The sequence below is a fragment of the Peribacillus sp. P4_C12 genome (assembly GCF_056402095.1).
On sequence record NZ_JBFUIB010000057.1, the window covers coordinates 1 to 17,567 of the forward strand.

13 protein-coding genes and 2 pseudogenes are annotated in these 17,567 nt (G+C 37.1%); 3 read left to right on the top strand and 12 right to left on the bottom strand.

Translation table 11 applies throughout. The features are described 5' to 3' along the window. Positions 1-88: 88 nt before the first annotated feature. The 3 genes from yukD to AC1DUW_RS11035 all read right to left on the bottom strand — a co-directional run bounded on the left by yukD (position 89) and on the right by AC1DUW_RS11035 (position 2,309). Positions 89-328, bottom strand: coding sequence for an ESX secretion system protein YukD (gene yukD / locus AC1DUW_RS11025; RefSeq protein WP_053348965.1), 240 nt, complete (start codon positions 326-328; stop codon positions 89-91). A 95-nt stretch (positions 329-423) separates the two neighbouring features. Continuing rightward, the gene (locus AC1DUW_RS11030; protein WP_053348911.1) at positions 424-714 is read right to left on the bottom strand and encodes a WXG100 family type VII secretion target; all 291 of its coding nucleotides are present in this window, start codon (positions 712-714) and stop codon (positions 424-426) included. 680 nt (positions 715-1,394) lie between these two features. Then, the gene (locus AC1DUW_RS11035) at positions 1,395-2,309 is read right to left on the bottom strand and encodes a nucleoside hydrolase (protein ID WP_053348912.1); all 915 of its coding nucleotides are present in this window, start codon (positions 2,307-2,309) and stop codon (positions 1,395-1,397) included. Positions 2,310-2,902: 593 nt separating this feature from the next. On the opposite strand from AC1DUW_RS11035, the gene AC1DUW_RS11040 reads away from it, so the two are divergent. Next, a complete protein-coding gene (locus AC1DUW_RS11040; protein ID WP_053348913.1) occupies positions 2,903-3,085 on the top strand; it encodes a hypothetical protein in 183 nt (60 codons plus the stop codon). 192 nt (positions 3,086-3,277) lie between these two features. On the opposite strand, the gene AC1DUW_RS11045 is transcribed toward AC1DUW_RS11040, so the two are convergent. From AC1DUW_RS11045 to hutP, 7 genes and pseudogenes are all read right to left on the bottom strand, one after another. Beyond that, positions 3,278-5,005 carry a glycine betaine ABC transporter substrate-binding protein gene (locus AC1DUW_RS11045; RefSeq protein WP_053348914.1) on the bottom strand — a complete coding sequence of 576 codons (1,728 nt, stop codon included), beginning with the start codon at positions 5,003-5,005 and terminating at the stop codon, positions 3,278-3,280. A 4-nt stretch (positions 5,006-5,009) separates the two neighbouring features. Continuing rightward, positions 5,010-6,215, bottom strand: coding sequence for a quaternary amine ABC transporter ATP-binding protein (locus AC1DUW_RS11050; protein ID WP_053348915.1), 1,206 nt, complete (start codon positions 6,213-6,215; stop codon positions 5,010-5,012). A 1,235-nt stretch (positions 6,216-7,450) separates the two neighbouring features. Further along, positions 7,451-7,561: pseudogene (locus AC1DUW_RS11055) on the bottom strand (hypothetical protein); the annotation flags it as partial. Between the two features lie 132 nt (positions 7,562-7,693). Continuing rightward, positions 7,694-8,992, bottom strand: coding sequence for an imidazolonepropionase (hutI, locus tag AC1DUW_RS11060; protein WP_152952414.1), 1,299 nt, complete (start codon positions 8,990-8,992; stop codon positions 7,694-7,696). A gap of 13 nt (positions 8,993-9,005) precedes the next feature. Then, positions 9,006-10,664 carry a urocanate hydratase gene (hutU, locus tag AC1DUW_RS11065; protein ID WP_053348917.1) on the bottom strand — a complete coding sequence of 553 codons (1,659 nt, stop codon included), beginning with the start codon at positions 10,662-10,664 and terminating at the stop codon, positions 9,006-9,008. Positions 10,665-10,885: 221 nt separating this feature from the next. Beyond that, positions 10,886-12,397, bottom strand: a complete 1,512-nt coding sequence (gene hutH / locus AC1DUW_RS11070; protein WP_053348918.1) for a histidine ammonia-lyase — start codon at positions 12,395-12,397, stop codon at positions 10,886-10,888. Positions 12,398-12,714: 317 nt separating this feature from the next. Next, a complete protein-coding gene (hutP, locus tag AC1DUW_RS11075; protein WP_053348919.1) occupies positions 12,715-13,179 on the bottom strand; it encodes a hut operon transcriptional regulator HutP in 465 nt (154 codons plus the stop codon). A gap of 680 nt (positions 13,180-13,859) precedes the next feature. Here hutP and AC1DUW_RS11080 point away from each other — a divergent pair. Then, entirely contained in the window at positions 13,860-14,180 is a 321-nt protein-coding gene (locus AC1DUW_RS11080) for a hypothetical protein (RefSeq protein ID WP_053348920.1), read from the top strand. Between the two features lie 257 nt (positions 14,181-14,437). On the opposite strand, the gene AC1DUW_RS11085 is transcribed toward AC1DUW_RS11080, so the two are convergent. Together AC1DUW_RS11085 and AC1DUW_RS11090 are read right to left on the bottom strand one after the other, a co-directional pair. Then, entirely contained in the window at positions 14,438-14,638 is a 201-nt protein-coding gene (locus AC1DUW_RS11085; protein ID WP_477642539.1) for a hypothetical protein, read from the bottom strand. A 64-nt stretch (positions 14,639-14,702) separates the two neighbouring features. Then, positions 14,703-16,742, bottom strand: coding sequence for a sigma-54 interaction domain-containing protein (locus AC1DUW_RS11090; RefSeq protein WP_053348922.1), 2,040 nt, complete (start codon positions 16,740-16,742; stop codon positions 14,703-14,705). A 274-nt stretch (positions 16,743-17,016) separates the two neighbouring features. Here AC1DUW_RS11090 and AC1DUW_RS11095 point away from each other — a divergent pair. Then, positions 17,017-17,567 (top strand): annotated as a pseudogene (locus AC1DUW_RS11095) (YfcC family protein); the annotation flags it as partial.

The window sequence follows — 17,567 nt, forward strand, 5'->3', positions numbered from 1 at the left end:
GATTTATTCTCATCCATTCTATGTACTCCTTTACCCCTGCTAAAGGGCTTTAGACTTTTTTCCTATATCCAGTCCACACTTAACCACACTATAGGATCTCTAGCCGGTCTCCTGTCGTAATTCCACTATCAAGTAATGTGTCATACCCGGAACAAACGAACTCTTTATTCTGGACTCGTACCCAATACCCTTCCTTTGGTGTACAAGCTATATTTTTTACCTGCCAGACAATCTCCACAACTTTCTTGATTGAACGGTAATTCGACACTTGCAAGTCAAATACTTCACCCGTATACCTTTTTAAATCAATTGTTAATTGAATATAAATGGAAATCACCTCTTTTAAAGCAAAAAAACACCACGATCTTCTTTTAGAATCGCGGCGCTTTTTCCTAAAAACTTCTTATCTCTTTTACTTTCTAATTATCCGCGAATTTGACTAGCAATCTGATTATCTGTATCTTCAAGGATTTGAGCTGATCTATCCAATTGTTGAGAAACTTCATTTAGCAAACGAGCCATATCCATGAATGAAGGTTTTAATTCTTCGTATTGACCTACAAAAGCCTCACTTGAAGACCCTTCCCAAATACCAGTTAAATGGTCCCTCATTTTATCTAAACGACCAATGATATCCGTTACCTGTTGGCTCTCATTATCATATTGTCTAGCTACATCTTTCAGTTCTGAAGGTGTTACGCGAATTTGTGACATAGTAAAACTCCTCCTTTAATCTAATTTAGTTACATTCTAATGTAACCATACAATTTCTGCCATATAAATAAGTAAAAACTCGAAAAATGGTAAATTATGATTAGATAAAAAATCCTGAATATACCATTATAAAAAGTCTAAATACCTGTTTTTTTTAGCAAACCCGTTTTGGATATTTTACATTTTAATAAGTATAAAAACTTTATGCCCACGAATATGTGACTGTTATGGAAAATATATTTCCTTTCCCCATAAAATAGTGACTTTAGACTTTCACTAATCCTTCCAATTATATTAATCAAACGATTGATTAAATTTTAAAAAACAAAAAAGGCAATATCGTTTAAGTGTTTTTCCTAAAGAGATTGTAGTATTAAGTTGGACTCCACCCGCGCTATTAAAAATACTGTGCGTTACCTGTAATCAACATGAAAACATTTCAGGAAGAAAATCGAAAAAGGACATCCAAATGAAAGGATGCCCTTTTACCAGCAAATATAATGCTGGTTTATTACCTATAGCCGTCGATTAATACGATCCTTAGGTGAATATGAAACGTTAAAACCGCTAACCTTGAAAAGTATCAAACGGAGCATATCTCTTAACTAGTTATCCCCATGCAGAGTAATCGATATTCTTTTAAGTTCAAAGCTAGAGCCTCACATCATGAGTCCATGTCCTTATATAACTCGTTCCAAGAAATGTTTCACAAATCGATCTGCATCTACTTTTGTACAGACGCGAATCCTTGCCACACCTTCATGTTGACCGATTGTTCTACCTGTCTCTTCTCCTTCAGTCACAACCTTGACGTTCATCCATTCTGTAGTCACAAAACTTGGATCAATCACAACCCCAACTGCGAGTGGATCATGAAGAGCACAACCTCCAATACCTGGATTGAAAGTTTCATAAGACTTCATATAAAATTCGGTCATTTCTGCAAAGAATTGGGCAGTCCCTTTTCCAGTCGAACGCCATTCATCAAGCTTTGATCTTAGTAAAAACGTTTGATGTGTTACATCAAGTCCCACAACGGTGACTGGCATCCCTGAGGAAAACAAATAATCAGCTGATTCAGGATCAGATACGATATTGGCTTCAGCGTACGGCGTTACATTGCCTGGTACTTTTACTGCACCACCCATTATCACTACCTCTTTAACAAGTGAAATAATTTCAGGTGCTTTTTTAATGGCCAAAGCGATGTTAGTTAACGGTCCAACTGCAATAATCGTTATTTCATGAGGGCGACTTTTCACCTGATTGATTATAAAATCGATTGCATTTCCCGGTGATGCTTGAATAGTTGGTTCATTCTTAAGTGTATTTCCTAAACCGTCTTCTCCATGAACATGCTTTGGATACTTTTTCTTCATTCCACGTACCAATGTTTGATTGGCTCCTTTATAAACAGGAATATTCTTTTCTACCTTTTCCAAAACTGCCAGCGTATTACGAGTCGATTCATCTACGGACACGTTACCAAAGCAAGTTGTAAAGCCTAGCACGTCCAATTCAGGAGAGTTTAATGCGTATGCCATCGCTAAGGCATCATCAACCCCAGTATCAACATCAAATATTATTGGTTTCATATATTTTCCCACTTTCTTTTTAAACGGATTACGATGATAGTACCGTTAACCAAATTCCTTATACAAACACTGGATCTTTAATGAACTGACTAACGATACAGTTACTTTGGAAGCACCCAAGTGGTTGGCTACATCTACATCCGTTACATCCCATTTTTTCTTATGTATTAGAGAAACCGGTTTTCCAACTAAATTTTAGCATTCAATTAAAGGTTATTCTACGGAAAGTTTAAGAATATTTATAATAGACAATTAAAAAGAAAAACAGTAATCCCCACAATTTAGCAGTAAATACATGAAAGAAATGATCCAAATAGTAAAACCTTGTTGGGTGATCCAGTTGGTGAACCTCACCTTGCCGGTTTTCATCTGATTTCTTAAAATATTCAAAGATATTTACTTAAATGTATTCTTGACTAGTAAATACTTATATTGGATTATTAATTCAAGGATATTTATTTAAATTCAATATCCGTGATTTCATTTTTAAAATAGGCCAAATAGTTGAAGACTAAATTGATAATATGAGGTTACCAGTATAAAGAAAGTTGTTAGATTCTAATTAGTAAATGGATATTCAAGGTGGAAAAAAGATGAAGATGTTAAAGTTAATTGAAGATTATCCTTCTACGTACAAAAAGGGAACAAAGTTCTTTATTATTTCCGATTCAAAGTTCATAGGAGTGAAAAGCTATGTATTACTTTCCGAAGATTTGCGAGGCAAAATCGTGGTATCTGAAGAGGAATTGAAAAATAAATTTGTTTCTATTAATTAGGATTCGTTTATTCTTTTTCTCTTTATACACTTCCCTTTAGCCAGCAATCCTTAGTGCATGTAATTATTAAAGGTTTAACTCTTTTAATTCAACATTTTAGGCTCATATAAGTTATTGTAAAATTTCCTCCCTAAAACATTTTCATCACAAAAAAACGAGGAATTTTCATGTGCGAAAATCCCTCGTTTTTTCTTATTTCAAATCTTCAATTGAATCAATATCGACATAATCTGGTACGACCAGACCATTTTTTGTTCCTTTTAGATTTGGTCCAAGGTCAACCATGTCAGCTTTATACTTATTATAGTATTCAATATGTGTACCTGGAAGCCATGCAGCTACCATTGCATCCGCACTTCCGTTTGCAACGCCAGCAAACATTGGTCCCACTTCAACTTGACTTAATGTTACATCATAACCATTCTTCTCTAGAACCTTGCCAATCACATTTGTACTGGCAATTTCCGTGTCCCATGCAACATAGACAAGTTTGATTTTTTCGCCATTTCCTGATTTAGCACCTTTGGTCCATTCGGATACTTTGTCCTGATTTTCGCTTATCCATTTTTCTGCTGCTTCTGAAGGAGACATTCCTTCAGTAACTTTGACCATTACATCTTCCATATCTTTAGTATCCCAGAAGAATTGATCAAGAATTTTATAAGCGCCGGGGGCATCTTGCTCGAGGCCTTTTCTGGCAATCGAATTGATATTTTCAGCCCCGCCAAAGGATTCATTCGGATCTTCGAGATATTTCAAGTCATATTTCGAGAACATCCAATGCGGTGACCATCCTGTAACGACGATTGGTTCTTTTTTATCAATCGCTTTTTTCAATTCAGCAACCATTGCCGCCGAAGACCCTTCAACCAACTTCCAATCATCCAGCTTATAATCATCTATAGCCGTTTTAGTCAACTTCATCAATCCTGCTCCAGGTTCAATTCCGATGATTTCATAATTGGCTTTGGCAGCAAAACTATTTTTATCCCCTTTTACAGCCGTATCTTTTGTAAAAGCACTGAATAGTGCAGTACCCACAACTAGTAAGGCCAGTATTGTAAAAATGATTTTCCTGTTAACGATATGTTCGTAAGCTGGTTTACGAAGGTTTTGCGTGATACGATCGAGTATGATTGCAATGATTACGATGGATAATCCTGCTTCAAATCCTTGTCCCACATTAATTTGGCTGACAGCCCGGTAAACATCCGCTCCAAGTCCAGGTGCTCCAACTAATGAAGCTGTAACAACCATGGATAGAGCTAACATGATACTTTGGTTAACGCCTGCCATAATCGTTGGGGTTGCCAATGGTATTTGTACCTTGAATAACTTTTGGCTGCTGGTTGAACCAAAAGCATCCGATGCTTCAATCAAATCATTAGGCACTTCCTGAATACCAAGATTGGTCATACGGATTGTCGGTGCGATTGCGAAAATGAATGACGCAATGATCCCTGGCACTACTCCTATTCCAAAGAACAATATGGATGGAATCAAATAAACGAATGCAGGCATCGTTTGCATGAAATCCAATATCGGGGTAACGATCTTTCGCACTGTTTTATTTTGGGCACACCATATTCCGATAGGTATCCCTATCAGAATGGTTAGGAAACCTGACAATATTACGATAGCCAGTGTTTGGATACTTGATTCCCAATAACCAAGATTATCGATTAATAGTAAGCTGATGAATGTAAATATTCCTAATGGCCATTTGCTTGTATAGGTAACCAAAAGGGTTAAAATAATAATTAACACGATGGAAGGTCCTACACTCATTACATCCACCAGGATATCCAATAGACCCTCAATCACATTCGTAATAAGTGTAAATAATCCAGCAAATACAATAGTTATCCAATCCACTAAAGAATCGACCCAAGCTCCCAGTGGGATTTTCGGAATATTCATTGAATTATTCACTCTCCATTTCATTCAAGGAATCTTTATTACCTGCTAAGGCGCCAATTACGGCCCCGCGAAGAAGAATTCCTTTAATTCTATTCTCATCATCAATGACTGATATTGGCAGACTTGAAGTTGCCATCACATCCATAAGGTTTCCAAGCAATTCATCCTCTTTAACAGTTGGGATATCAGTTGTCATTACTTCAGAAATCGATTGGTTATTGCTCATTGCTTGACGAGCCTGTTCAGCAGTCACGGCCCCCAATAACTTCTTCTTTCTATCCACAACAAAAATGCTGGAATACCCTTGTTTACGCATGATTTCCAGTGCAACCCTCGGACCTCTGTCTACCGCGATCTTCTCCGGCCGTATCATCACGTGAGAGGCTGTAAGTACCTTTGATAGATCAACATCTTCAACGAACTTCTCGACAAATTCATTGGCTGGATTCATCATGATTTGTTCAGGCGTTCCCAATTGAATCACACTTCCATCTTTCATTAGAGCAATTCTATCCCCAATTCTTAATGCTTCATCAAGATCATGGGTAATGAAAATGATCGTTTTTTTGTACTGATCTTGGATTTCCAGCAATTCATCCTGCATATCTTTACGTATTAATGGATCAAGAGCACTGAAGGCTTCATCCATCAATAGAATATCAGTATCGCTTGCGAGTGCCCGAGCTAACCCAACCCTTTGTTGCATTCCGCCACTAAGCTGTGATGGAAGCTGATTTTCGTAGCCTTTTAATCCAACGGCTTCAAGAGCCTTCATCGCTTTTTCTTGACGTTTTGTTGGATCTACTTTTTGAATTTCGAGCCCAAACTCAGCGTTTTCCAATATCGTTTTATGCGGAAATAAAGCAAAGTTCTGAAAGACCATGCTTATTTTCTTTTGCCTGACTTCTCTTAATCGGGCCGCGTTCATCTTCACGATATCTTCATTCCCAATTAAGATTTCTCCAATTGTTGGATCAATCAAACGATTAAACATGCGGATTAAAGTTGACTTCCCACTTCCGGACAGCCCCATAATGACAAAAATTTCACCAGGGTAAATTTCAAAATTGACATTATTAACACCGACTGTTTGTCCTGTTTCTTTCAATATTTCTTTCTTTGTTTTACCCTGCATCAATAAATCTGTCGCTGCTTTTGGAGATTTGCCAAATATTTTCGAGACATTTCTGACTTCTACATACGGCTCCATCGAGTCACCTCATTCTAATATTTGCCCATATGATATTCAGTTTTGCTGAATTCCCCCGTTTTATGCGAGTAATCAATATAAAAACAAAAGTACCTTGAAATAAATGAAAATGGCTATAAACGATACGTCCTATATTTTTCTCTGTCCCGTATCAGTTTTTTTTAATAAAAGCGGACTTGACGCAGTTTAATGATCGCCAGCTTGTACTAGACACAAAGTACGAAAAAATAATTTATAATTCCCATAAGTATATTGCTTGAAACAAATATGTGTGATTAATTGAGCATTTCAAGTAGGGAAAAGAGGTGTAATCCCATCTGGGGAAACTAGCAGGCACAGCATATACCAACTGAAATATAAATGATTTTCACTTAGAGTTTTCTTTGGTCCAATCAATGGACTAAACATCTAACCCCTGAAGTACTTCATAACCTAAACAAAGGAGGAAGTGACGCTTTCACTTAACACAAAGCGCATAGGAAAAAAATTTTATATTCCCATAAGTAATTCAATATGTGTCTAATTAATTGAGCATTTCAAGTAGGGAAAAGAGGTACAATTATAACTGAGGAAACTAGCAGACACAGCATATACCAACTGAAATATAAATGGTTTTTTCACTTAGAGTTTTCTTTAGTCTTTGCACTTGACTAAACATATAACCCATGAAGTACTTAATTACCTTAACAAAGAATGAATAGAAATTCAAATGACGTGGGGCGGAAAACTAGAGTATGCATGTTAGAATGGTGCCCCATATAAAAGGGCCACCTACCCTCTGTAAACCCTTATCTATCAACGGTTCAAGCCGTTACCGAAATGTCAAAAGTAATTTCCAGCAAACTTTTTTAAAAAAATGAAATTGTCCCACAATCGATGGGTACGCTTTGCGGTCACTGTTAAATAAATCTAGTGGGTATTGAGAGGGTCTTTAGAGGTGCACAATGGACCTCATCCGCCTATGTGTCTCCAGAACAACTACTTGCCTACACTCCTTCGTCTAGTCATAAAGAAGAGGCGGCTAAGGTAGACTCAAGGTCGAAAAGAAAAAACGAAACAAATAATAATGAAGTGAAGCAGTTATTTCTGTGCGTGTAATATGGAAGATGAAGCAAGAGTTTTGAAGCTAAAGAGCGCACAGGCAAAAAAAAAACGAACTTACACTTTTAGAAGTTCGTTTTTACTTTTTATGAAGAAACAGATACTTCTATATTAATAGCATTGAATACATTTGTAACACGTGCACCTTTTAACTCAATCCCTTTTCTCTTGGCTGCTTCTTCAATACAAATAGTGACTCCTTTAGCGGTAGCTGTTTCACGCCCTTGTGATCCGCCTAGTACAATAAGTTATTTAAACGAATAAAACCCTAAAGCTAAAACAGATAAATAAGTTAGAACCGTATCCTATTCAATATGATACGGTTCTAACTTTAAAATTTGTCTAATGGCAAGCGCAGTCAATGAAAAGAAGGGCAATTATGTTGTGGATACTGGCACTTTTTGCAGAATTCCACCTTCTACGATCACTTTTCCACTTTTAAGAACAGTATCAACTAGATTTACTGCATAGTTATACTGTAACGTTTGGTAATTTGGTGCATCAAATAAAACAAGATCTGCCTTTTTTCCTACTTCGATACTTCCGATTTGATCAGCTCTTCCAATTGCATGAGCTGCATTAATCGTACAAGCCGTTAAAACTTCTGCTGGTGTCATTTTCATCGTCAAACATGCTAAGTTCATGACAAATGGTAATGACTCAGTAGGAGATGATCCTGGATTGCGATCTGTCGAAAGAGCAACAGGTACACCGGATTCGATCATTTTTCTTGCATCTGCAGGCTTTTCCATAAGAAAGAAAGCAGTTCCTGGTAATAAGACAGCAATCACTCCACTTTCAGCCATTTGCTTAATTCCTTCAGTAGAAGCTTGTAATAAGTGATCTGCTGAAACAGCTCCTACCTTTGCTGCAAGTTCAGCCCCACCAAATTGGACAATTTCATCAGCGTGTATTTTAGGCTTTAATCCGAAGTTCTTTCCTGCCTCAAGAATTCGCTCCGACTGCTCTATCGTAAAGACTCCTTCTTCACAAAAAACATCACAAAACTCAGCTAGGTTTTCTTCGGCAACCTTTGGAATCATTTCTTCGATCACAAGACGCACAAACTCATCTGGGTTTTCCTTATAGTCAACCGGAATAGCATGAGCTCCCATAAAAGTAGAAACAAGGTCAATTGGATGCTGCTCGTTCAGCCTTTTCGTTGCTCGAAGCTGTTTCAATTCATCTTCAAGTGTCAATCCATACCCACTTTTAGATTCAACAGTCGTAACACCATATTGTAAAAAACGATTCAACCGTTTCAACGATTCTTCAATTAATTGTTCTTCGGATGCTTCTCTTGTACTTGTTGTGGTCTGAAGGATACCTCCACCAGCTTTTAAAATATCAATATACTTCGCTCCGTTTAACCGCATTTCTAGTTCTTTTTCACGGCTTCCAGCAAATACAAGATGTGTATGGGGATCGATCAACCCCGGGGTTAGGACTTTCCCCGAGGCGTCAATCGTTGATACTTTTCCATCTATAGTTGAAATATATTGTTCAGCTTCGACATCTGACCCAACAAACGTAATCGTTCCACCTTCTATAATAACGCTACCATTTTCAATGATACCGATGTCTGACATGGCTTGGCCACGCTTTGGTTCCTTACTGCCACCCTTAACCGTCACCACTTGCGATGCACGTTTAATATACGTAATTGATTTCACGATGCTTTCACTCCTCTTAATCTAATGATGGAATGTTCATACCCTTTTCTTTTGCAGTTTGAATCGCTAAATCATAGCCTGCGTCAACATGACGAACAACACCCATACCAGGGTCTGTTGTTAAAACACGTTCCAGACGTTGTGCAGCATCTTCCGTTCCATCTGCTACAACTACCATACCAGCGTGAAGAGAATAACCCATACCCACACCACCACCGTGGTGAACAGATACCCAACTTGCTCCTGCTGCTGTATTCACTAATGCATTTAAAATAGGCCAGTCTGATACAGCATCACTTCCGTCTTTCATTGCTTCTGTTTCACGATTTGGTGAAGCAACAGAACCGGCATCTAAATGGTCTCTTCCAATGACGATAGGTGCTGAAAGCTCTCCAGATGCAACCATGTCATTAATAATTTTCCCGAATCTTGCTCGTTCTCCATAACCTAACCAACAAATACGTGCTGGTAATCCTTGAAACTCAATTTTTTCTCTCGCCATTTTGATCCAGTTACAAAGATGCGTATTATATGAGAATTCGCGTAGAATCACTTCATCTGTTTTGTAAATATCTTCTGGATCTCCTGATAAGGCAACCCATCGGAAAGGTCCTTTTCCTTCACAAAATTGAGGACGGATATAAGCTGGCACAAATCCTGGAAAATCGAACGCATCCTTCACTCCTTCATCAAGCGCTACTTGACGAATATTATTGCCGTAATCGAAAGCGATTGAACCTCTTTTTTGCATATCTAAAATGGCTTGCACGTGTTGAGCCATACTTGCTTTTGATTTTTTTACATACTCTTCTGAATTGTTGTTACGTAAAATTTCCCCTTGCTCTAAAGTAAACCCTACTGGTAAATAACCGTTTAGTGGATCATGTGCAGATGTTTGATCTGTCACAATGTCTGGGATAAAGTTGCGTTTAAGCATTTCTGGAAGAACTTCGGCTGCATTCCCTACTAAACCAATCGAAAGAGGTCTACCCGCATCCTTTGCTTCTTTAGCTAACGCAATCGCTTCATCTAAGTTTTCTAACACGACGTCACAATAACGAGTTTCAATCCGTTTTTCGATGCGTGATCGATCGACATCAATGCCAATCACTACGCCGCCTGCCATCGTAACTGCTAGAGTCTGAGCTCCTCCCATGCCTCCCAACCCAGCTGTTACGGTAATAGTACCTGCTAGATCGCCATTAAAATGTTGATTCGCACATTCAGCAAACGTTTCATACGTACCTTGTACAATTCCTTGACTTCCAATGTAGATCCAACTTCCTGCCGTCATTTGGCCGTACATCATTAACCCTTTTTTATCAAGTTCATGGAATTTATCCCAATTAGCAAATGCTGGCACAATATTTGAATTAGCTAACAGGACACGTGGTGCATCTTTATGGGTTTTGAAAACAGCAACAGGTTTTCCTGATTGCACTAATAAAGTTTCATTTTCTTCTAAGTCTTTTAAAGATGACACGATACGATCAAATGCTTCCCAGTTACGTGCAGCCTTTCCGATTCCTCCGTATACAACTAGCTTTTCTGGATGTTCTGCTACTTCTGGATCTAAATTGTTCATTAACATACGAAGAACAGCTTCTTGCACCCACCCTTTAGTGTTTAGTTCTTTTCCACGAGGTGCTCTAATTACTCTTTGTTCAGTTTTCATTTATATTTCCTCCCCTATTAACATGAAAATATCTGAAACTAGATTTTTTGAATTTATAGAAACTAATAATTTCTTAGAAAAAATCTACTTTTTTTTAACTCTACTGAGACACAATTCATAAAAAGCGTCATTAACTGTTCTTAATTTTATAAATTTTATGTTTAGGTGTCATAATTACCCTTTGAGAAACCTTATATTAAAAAAATATCCATGTAATTTTATCAATGCATCAATTGATAATTAACTTCCCGTACGTCCTCTTTTAGTAACTTAGCTAATCTTTCAATATCAAGTGAGAAGATACGATCTTGTGTAATAGTTGGAACAGCTTCTCTTATTTTTGAATAAACTCTTTTTGTCTCAGGTGCTAACTTATTTGAACCTCTAAAATCTGCAGCTTGAGCAGCACAAATGGCTTCTATAGCAAGGACTTTGCGACTATTCTGAATAATTTGGTAAGCATGACGTGCAGCCGTTGTCCCCATGCTCACATGGTCCTCTTGGTTAGCTGAGGATGGAATAGAATCTACACTAGAAGGATGAGCTAATGTTTTATTCTCTGAAACTAGTGATGCAGCAGCATATTGGGTAATCATTAAACCTGATTGAAGACCAGGATCTGGACTTAAAAATGCTGGTAAATCATTTAGTTGAGGGTTTACCAATCGTTCAATTCGTCTTTCAGAAATACTTGCTATTTCTGACATTGCTATACCAAGAAAGTCCATTGCGAAAGCAATCGGTTGGCCATGGAAGTTTCCTCCAGAGATAACCTTTCCACTATCTGAGAATATTAATGGGTTATCCGTTGCCGAGTTTATTTCAATGGTTAGTTTCTCTTTTACATAATTTAAAACTTGTTGAACAGCACCATGTACTTGTGGTATGCATCGTAATGAATAAGCGTCTTGTACTCGAATTTGTCCCTGAGTGGTCGTTAATTGACTACCTTCAAGATAAGAAAGAATTCTTCCAGCTACTTTTTGCTGTTCTGGATAAGGTCTTACTGAATGAGATTCTGGAGTGAAAGCGTCAACAATTCCTTGAAGGCCTTCTAATGTTAATGCAGCTATACCATCTGCAAGATCAGCAAGCTCTTGAGCTTCCATATATGCAACTACACCCACAGCTGTCATAGCTTGAGTTCCATTTATTAAAGCTAGGCCTTCTTTTGCTTGTAATTTTATCGGTTCAAGACCTGCTTGCTTTAGTGCTTCTCCCCCTGACATTTTTTCACCATTGTAAATAGCTTCGCCTTCTCCAACTAATAGTAATGCTAGATGTGATAAAGGAGCCAAATCACCACTTGCTCCTAATGATCCTTGACTTGGAATAACAGGAGCAATATTGTGATTTAAACAATCAATTAGTAACTGCAGAGTTTCCAGACGAATGCCTGAAAATCCTTTTGCTAATGCATTCGCTCTGAGAAGCAGCATAACTTTGCTTACCTCCAAAGAAAATGGCTCCCCAAGGGCACAAGCATGACTTCGAATTAAATTGATTTGTAAGTCAGCTAAATCATCCTTTGAAATTACCGTATCACTAAATTTCCCAAATCCTGTGTTAACACCATAGATTACTTTGTTGTTGATAATACTTTCCTCAACTATATTTCTGCTTTTCTTTATATTTTCTAGAGCATCACTACTAATTTTAACGGAATAACCCTCATGAATAACTTGATGAATTTGATCATACGTTAATGAATTCCCGTCTATTTGAATAAACATTATCATCACTCCTTTATATAATAAAATCACCTTACTTTTTGAAAATAAAAAGGGGGCTATATCAAAAGAGAAATGTATTCCTCTTTTGATATAGCCCCCTATAATCTATTAACTATGGGCTTTAACTATAAGTTTAAACATTGAAATCAATCCTAAATAACTATGAAACCTAAATGACTATATACTTTAAGGTGTACGACTTAAAGTATAACTAGTATGGCACCTAATAAGAGTATCGCCTTATCTGAATGTTTTGTCAATTGTTTTTCTAAAAATATTAAAAATTATTTGAAACTTAAATAATTTGGGTCGTTTTTTTATATATGATTAAATCCAAATCCTAATGCATCATGTTCGAATCCTTTTTTTGGAGCACCTATAGTTCCATATACAAATACACTAATCCATTCTCCATTGTATCCAGAAAAGTCAATATTTCCTCTAACAATTGAAAAAGTTAAACCAACAGTACGCAAAATATCGCCTAATTGTAGGGTTCCTCTGCTTACTCCTTGCATCGCCTCTAATATTGCATGATAAAGAGCATGAACCTCTCTATACGAATTAGAATTTATTACATTGTTTGTTTTAGCACTCGTCTCAATCGCGGAAACTACTTTAGATAAATCCATGGCACCAACTTTTCCAACTGTATACTGGCACCCTCTAGATATAAGTTCTTGTTCAATTTCTTTTACCATTTCTGTATTATGCATGAGAACCAATAAAGAAGTTAATTTCCCCATAGAAAAATTATTGATCTGGCTAACTTGATTATTCATAGATGTCCCTCCCCTTTATTTTCCCTACGACTCAATAAGTATATACTTTAGGATACATAAGTTGTCAATCTGTATATGACAATACTCATGTGAGCGCATACATAACGATGTTGACAACTATTTATTCAATAGCTATACTTTAGGCGATTCTGAAGTTTCAGACAACAAAGCCTTTAGTGACTGATTTGCATTTATAAATACCTAAATTGCAATTAGAAAAAAGAGTACCACTGTATCTTATGTTCAGAATTGTTCCCCAAAAGAGTAGAACAAATACGGGCCGAAAAAAAGTATAATTCATCTGAAGATTTTTGAATTATTATTTTGAGATTTTCAATTACTATATATTTGAGTTACTTTAGAATACTTAAGTAAATAAAACAAGAATCCAATTTAGTTATTAGGGTATAGAATGGAACTTGGCATGAAGAAATCATCGTATTTCTTTTTTGCGAAGTTTTTTGCTTTTGTGAAATATCTATTTTAATCGGGAAAGGAAATCAAGAAGTTGAAAAAGTGGTTTTATGTTTCACTTGCAAATGTTGGAGTAACTAAAACTAAAGAAAAAAGCATGAAAAGTGTTGATAAAATAATCATTTTAATAAAATTACCCTCTATTTCTATATTATGTATTTTTTTACATAATTATATAACATAAAATGAAATGTGAGGTGGTTTATTTGAAACAAAATCATGATTATTATCAAAATCTATTAAAAAGACTTTGTAAAGCTCAAAATATTTCTCCCCGAAAACCTAGATTTGAAAATATTGAAGATGTAGTAATTATTCATGTTAAAAATCATTTGAAAGAAGGAGTAGATTTAGAATGTTTTAAAATTTTAAATCTTATTTATCAAACAGTCGTACCTTTAGGTATAAAATTCAATCAACAATTATATTTATATCCAAATGGAGATAGATTAGATAGAGTAACGATATCCTTTAACAAGAATGATTATATGGTTTTAAACAAAAAACTAGAAGAAGGAGATATATAAATAATTAATACATATTGGAAATGTCCCCCCTTAGAGGGAGGCTATTTTAGGTTTTCCCTCGAAAGGGTTTCAATCCTAACAGGGAACGTACTCGTTTATTGATCAAGCTATGATCACGTTCTACAACATTGCTTAGTTATCAAATTTCCCAAAATAAGACTTATGGAATCAAAAAATTGAGTTTCCAAGGTATTAGAATTCCATCCTGACTATAGTGTGTTGATATTATGGAAAGGAAACCCCGAAGCATCTGATTTTTACTCTCCCCTAGCAAAAGGACGGACCTTTACTTGCAACGAGAATTCCCCTAATACTTGCGCTGACTTAAACTCGTCAGCCATAAATCGTATAGGGGCAGCTGACGCCAGCTTTCTCTTAGCAAAACGCCTCAGTCCCTTTAAATTATGATTCATGTCTATCTCATTTGCACTGCCTATCGTTATATCCAACTCAGTCAATTAATTGGGATGTTTATCTCATTTTCATCCAAAAGCAACATGCAGGAATCATTTTTCTTTAGCACTACCATGAACACTTCGACTTAAGAAAATATAAATACTCTATTCCGGCAGCAGTTATCTTCGTGCCAGCCCTTCCCCTGCCTTTAACCACAAATCCTTCACCTTCTAAAATATCCAAGCGGCGCCGGATCTGCTGAGGGGACAAGACAAATTCCGATTCTTTGCTTTGACTAGATATTAACTCTCTGCTTGCCGCTTTTCCTTTATCGTTGCATCGCTTTATTACTTCCAAGATGAATGCGCGCTCATGCATTTCCAGCACACTTTCACATTCGCAATATTCAGTTATCATACTATCTCCCGCTTGTCCTAGCATGGACGGAAGGTCTCTTTTCGTCACGACATTTCCCTCACAAACCGTCAGCATGTAATCAATTGTGCTTTTCAGTTCCCTTATGTTGCCGGGCCAATTATATTGCATGAAATACTCCAGTACGTCATGCTCTACCTTTACCCACTTCCCACTCTTTGTGATGAGATGCTTTATCAAAAGCGGAATATCCGCTCTTCTCTCATTGAGTGACGGAATGTAGAGATTGAGTACATTCAGCCGGTAAAACAAGTCTGTTCTGAATGAACCGTCACGTATCTTTCCTTGAAGATCTTTATTCGTTGCAGTAATCACTCGAACATTAATGGGTATGATTCTTCTGCCGCCAATTCTGCGAATTTCCCCCTCCTGTAGAACGCGCAGCAGATGTGATTGAACTGTGAGACTTATGTCGCCAATTTCATCCAAAAAGATAGTTCCATTATCCGCCAATTCAAATAAACCTTTCTTGCCTCCCCTTTGCGCTCCTGTAAATGTTCCCTCTTCGTAGCCGAACAATTCGCTTTCAAGTAAAGTTTCTGTTAATGCGCTACAGTTCACAGCCAGAAATGGCCCGTTTTTTCGCAATGAATGTTCATGAATAGCATGAGCAAACAGTTCTTTTCCTGTTCCTGTCTCACCCTGAATCAAAATCGGATGCTCTGACAAGGCAAGCTTCTTAGCAATCTGCTTACGATCTTTCATTACATCATCCTCACCGATAATATCATCAAAGCAGTATTTCGTATAAAATCCTTTATTTCGCATTTCTCTTTGTGCTGTCTTTTCTATTTCAAAAGCTTGATGTACACTCTTGAAGGTTACGACAATTGTATTTTCTTTCATCATTTGCAACCGAAAAATTACGACGTCCACGCCGTTTATGTCGAAGAACTTACTTTCATCCCTACCGTCCATGATGAAATCGGTAATATCCCTGCGATTCATTACATGCTCTAAATACTTATTAACCACATCTTGTGCATCCACATGAAACAATGCCGCAAGCCGATTATTGAATACCGTAATCCGTCCTTCCTCATTAACGACCAATATTCCATCATCGACAGTTCCCAACACATTTTGGATGTGCTCGCTCATCTGCTTGGCATCCCGCTCTGCAAATAACAGCTTACGTTGTAATTCAATGATATTGCTAATATACCTTTCTGAAATCTTAGAGGATATATCCTTGTTCAAACCGCAGCATTCTACAACTTCCAGAATTGTTGTTATATCAAAAAGACGAACGCCTATATCGATTACTTCTTTTATGTAAGATGGGCACAGATGTGTTTCCCCTGGTGAAACGGCAATTTGGACATCCTCATAAAACAATATCCCCTTCCGAAACGGGATAAATTGAACATGATCGACACCAAGCTGATATAAGGATTCAATAAGACTTATAGTGGCATCATCATCATCATTCACCACCAAAACTGCTGAACCATCAGGTATTCTTAAAAGTTTGTCAATGTATTCATGATTAACTGTTCTCTTTCCCACAATTATTTTCTCGGCATTTACGTTATACATAGCACTTGAATTATCATAAGCGGTATCTGATGAATACAAGATAATTTTATCTTCCAGTGACTGTGGTATTCCCTCATCGGTAGCATGGCTTTTAACATGAATATAGTCTCCAAGCAATTGTTCCAGCTGTTCCTGCAAGGCTTGCTTTGTTTTTGCACTTCCTGCTATAAGAGTAAGTGATGATTTTGACATAAAAACACCTACCTGTCTTTAAATTGGTTCTATTATATCACCAAAAAGAACCAATAATGACCTTAAAATATAATCCAACCATAAAGTTTTCATAAAAATCAATCTACCAATATTGGCATAGATTTTGCATATATAAATCAGTGAAGTGCCTATGGATTTGAAAAGGAGGAAAACAGCAGAATACGAGAAAAAAAGTTGATAGTCTCTAGGCCGGAATTATTTTGTAAGCGTTTTAGTTCCATGCATTTATTTTAAAGACAAAGGAGAGACACGTATGAGCCAACCACAAGAAAAGATTGTTTCGCTTGGAACAACGGGAAAAAAAGAGAGAAAAATCAATGTTTTTGTATTACTGCTCTGCATTCTCGCAATAGCAACTCTATTCACTTACATTTTGCCGGCTGGGGAATATGCAAGGATTGAAGCGGATGGACGAGCAACAGTAGACGCCAATTCTTTTAAATGGATAGAATCTGCACCGGTCGGATTGTTCGATATGATAAAAGCTATTCACACAGGAATGGTAGAAGCCGGAAATATTATCTTTTTCTTATTGATTATCGGAGGGTTTTTCGGTGTTTTAAGAGCAACAGGTACGGTTGATGTGCTTATCGGGACAATGGCTCGGAAGTTGGCGACGCGTGAAAAGCTATTGATTCCTGTCGTGATGCTGTTTTTCGCTGTAGGCGGCTCCTTAATGGGGATGGCAGAAGAAACACTGGCTTATCTTCCTCTTATCATTCCCCTGGCGTTGGCTCTGGGATTCGATACAATTACAGGAACCGCCATTGTCATAGTAGGGGTAATGTCAGGGTTTACGACTGC

Coding starts and splice junctions, on each gene's coding strand:
- AC1DUW_RS11030 (WP_053348911.1), bottom strand. CDS start 714: ATGTCACAAATTCGCGTAACACCTTCAGAACTGAAAGATGTAGCTAGA.
- AC1DUW_RS11035 (WP_053348912.1), bottom strand. CDS start 2,309: ATGAAACCAATAATATTTGATGTTGATACTGGGGTTGATGATGCCTTA.
- AC1DUW_RS11040 (WP_053348913.1), top strand. CDS start 2,903: ATGAAGATGTTAAAGTTAATTGAAGATTATCCTTCTACGTACAAAAAG.
- AC1DUW_RS11045 (WP_053348914.1), bottom strand. CDS start 5,005: ATGAATATTCCGAAAATCCCACTGGGAGCTTGGGTCGATTCTTTAGTG.
- AC1DUW_RS11050 (WP_053348915.1), bottom strand. CDS start 6,215: ATGGAGCCGTATGTAGAAGTCAGAAATGTCTCGAAAATATTTGGCAAA.
- hutU (WP_053348917.1), bottom strand. CDS start 10,664: ATGAAAACTGAACAAAGAGTAATTAGAGCACCTCGTGGAAAAGAACTA.
- hutH (WP_053348918.1), bottom strand. CDS start 12,397: ATGTTTATTCAAATAGACGGGAATTCATTAACGTATGATCAAATTCAT.
- hutP (WP_053348919.1), bottom strand. CDS start 13,179: ATGAATAATCAAGTTAGCCAGATCAATAATTTTTCTATGGGGAAATTA.
- AC1DUW_RS11090 (WP_053348922.1), bottom strand. CDS start 16,742: ATGTCAAAATCATCACTTACTCTTATAGCAGGAAGTGCAAAAACAAAG.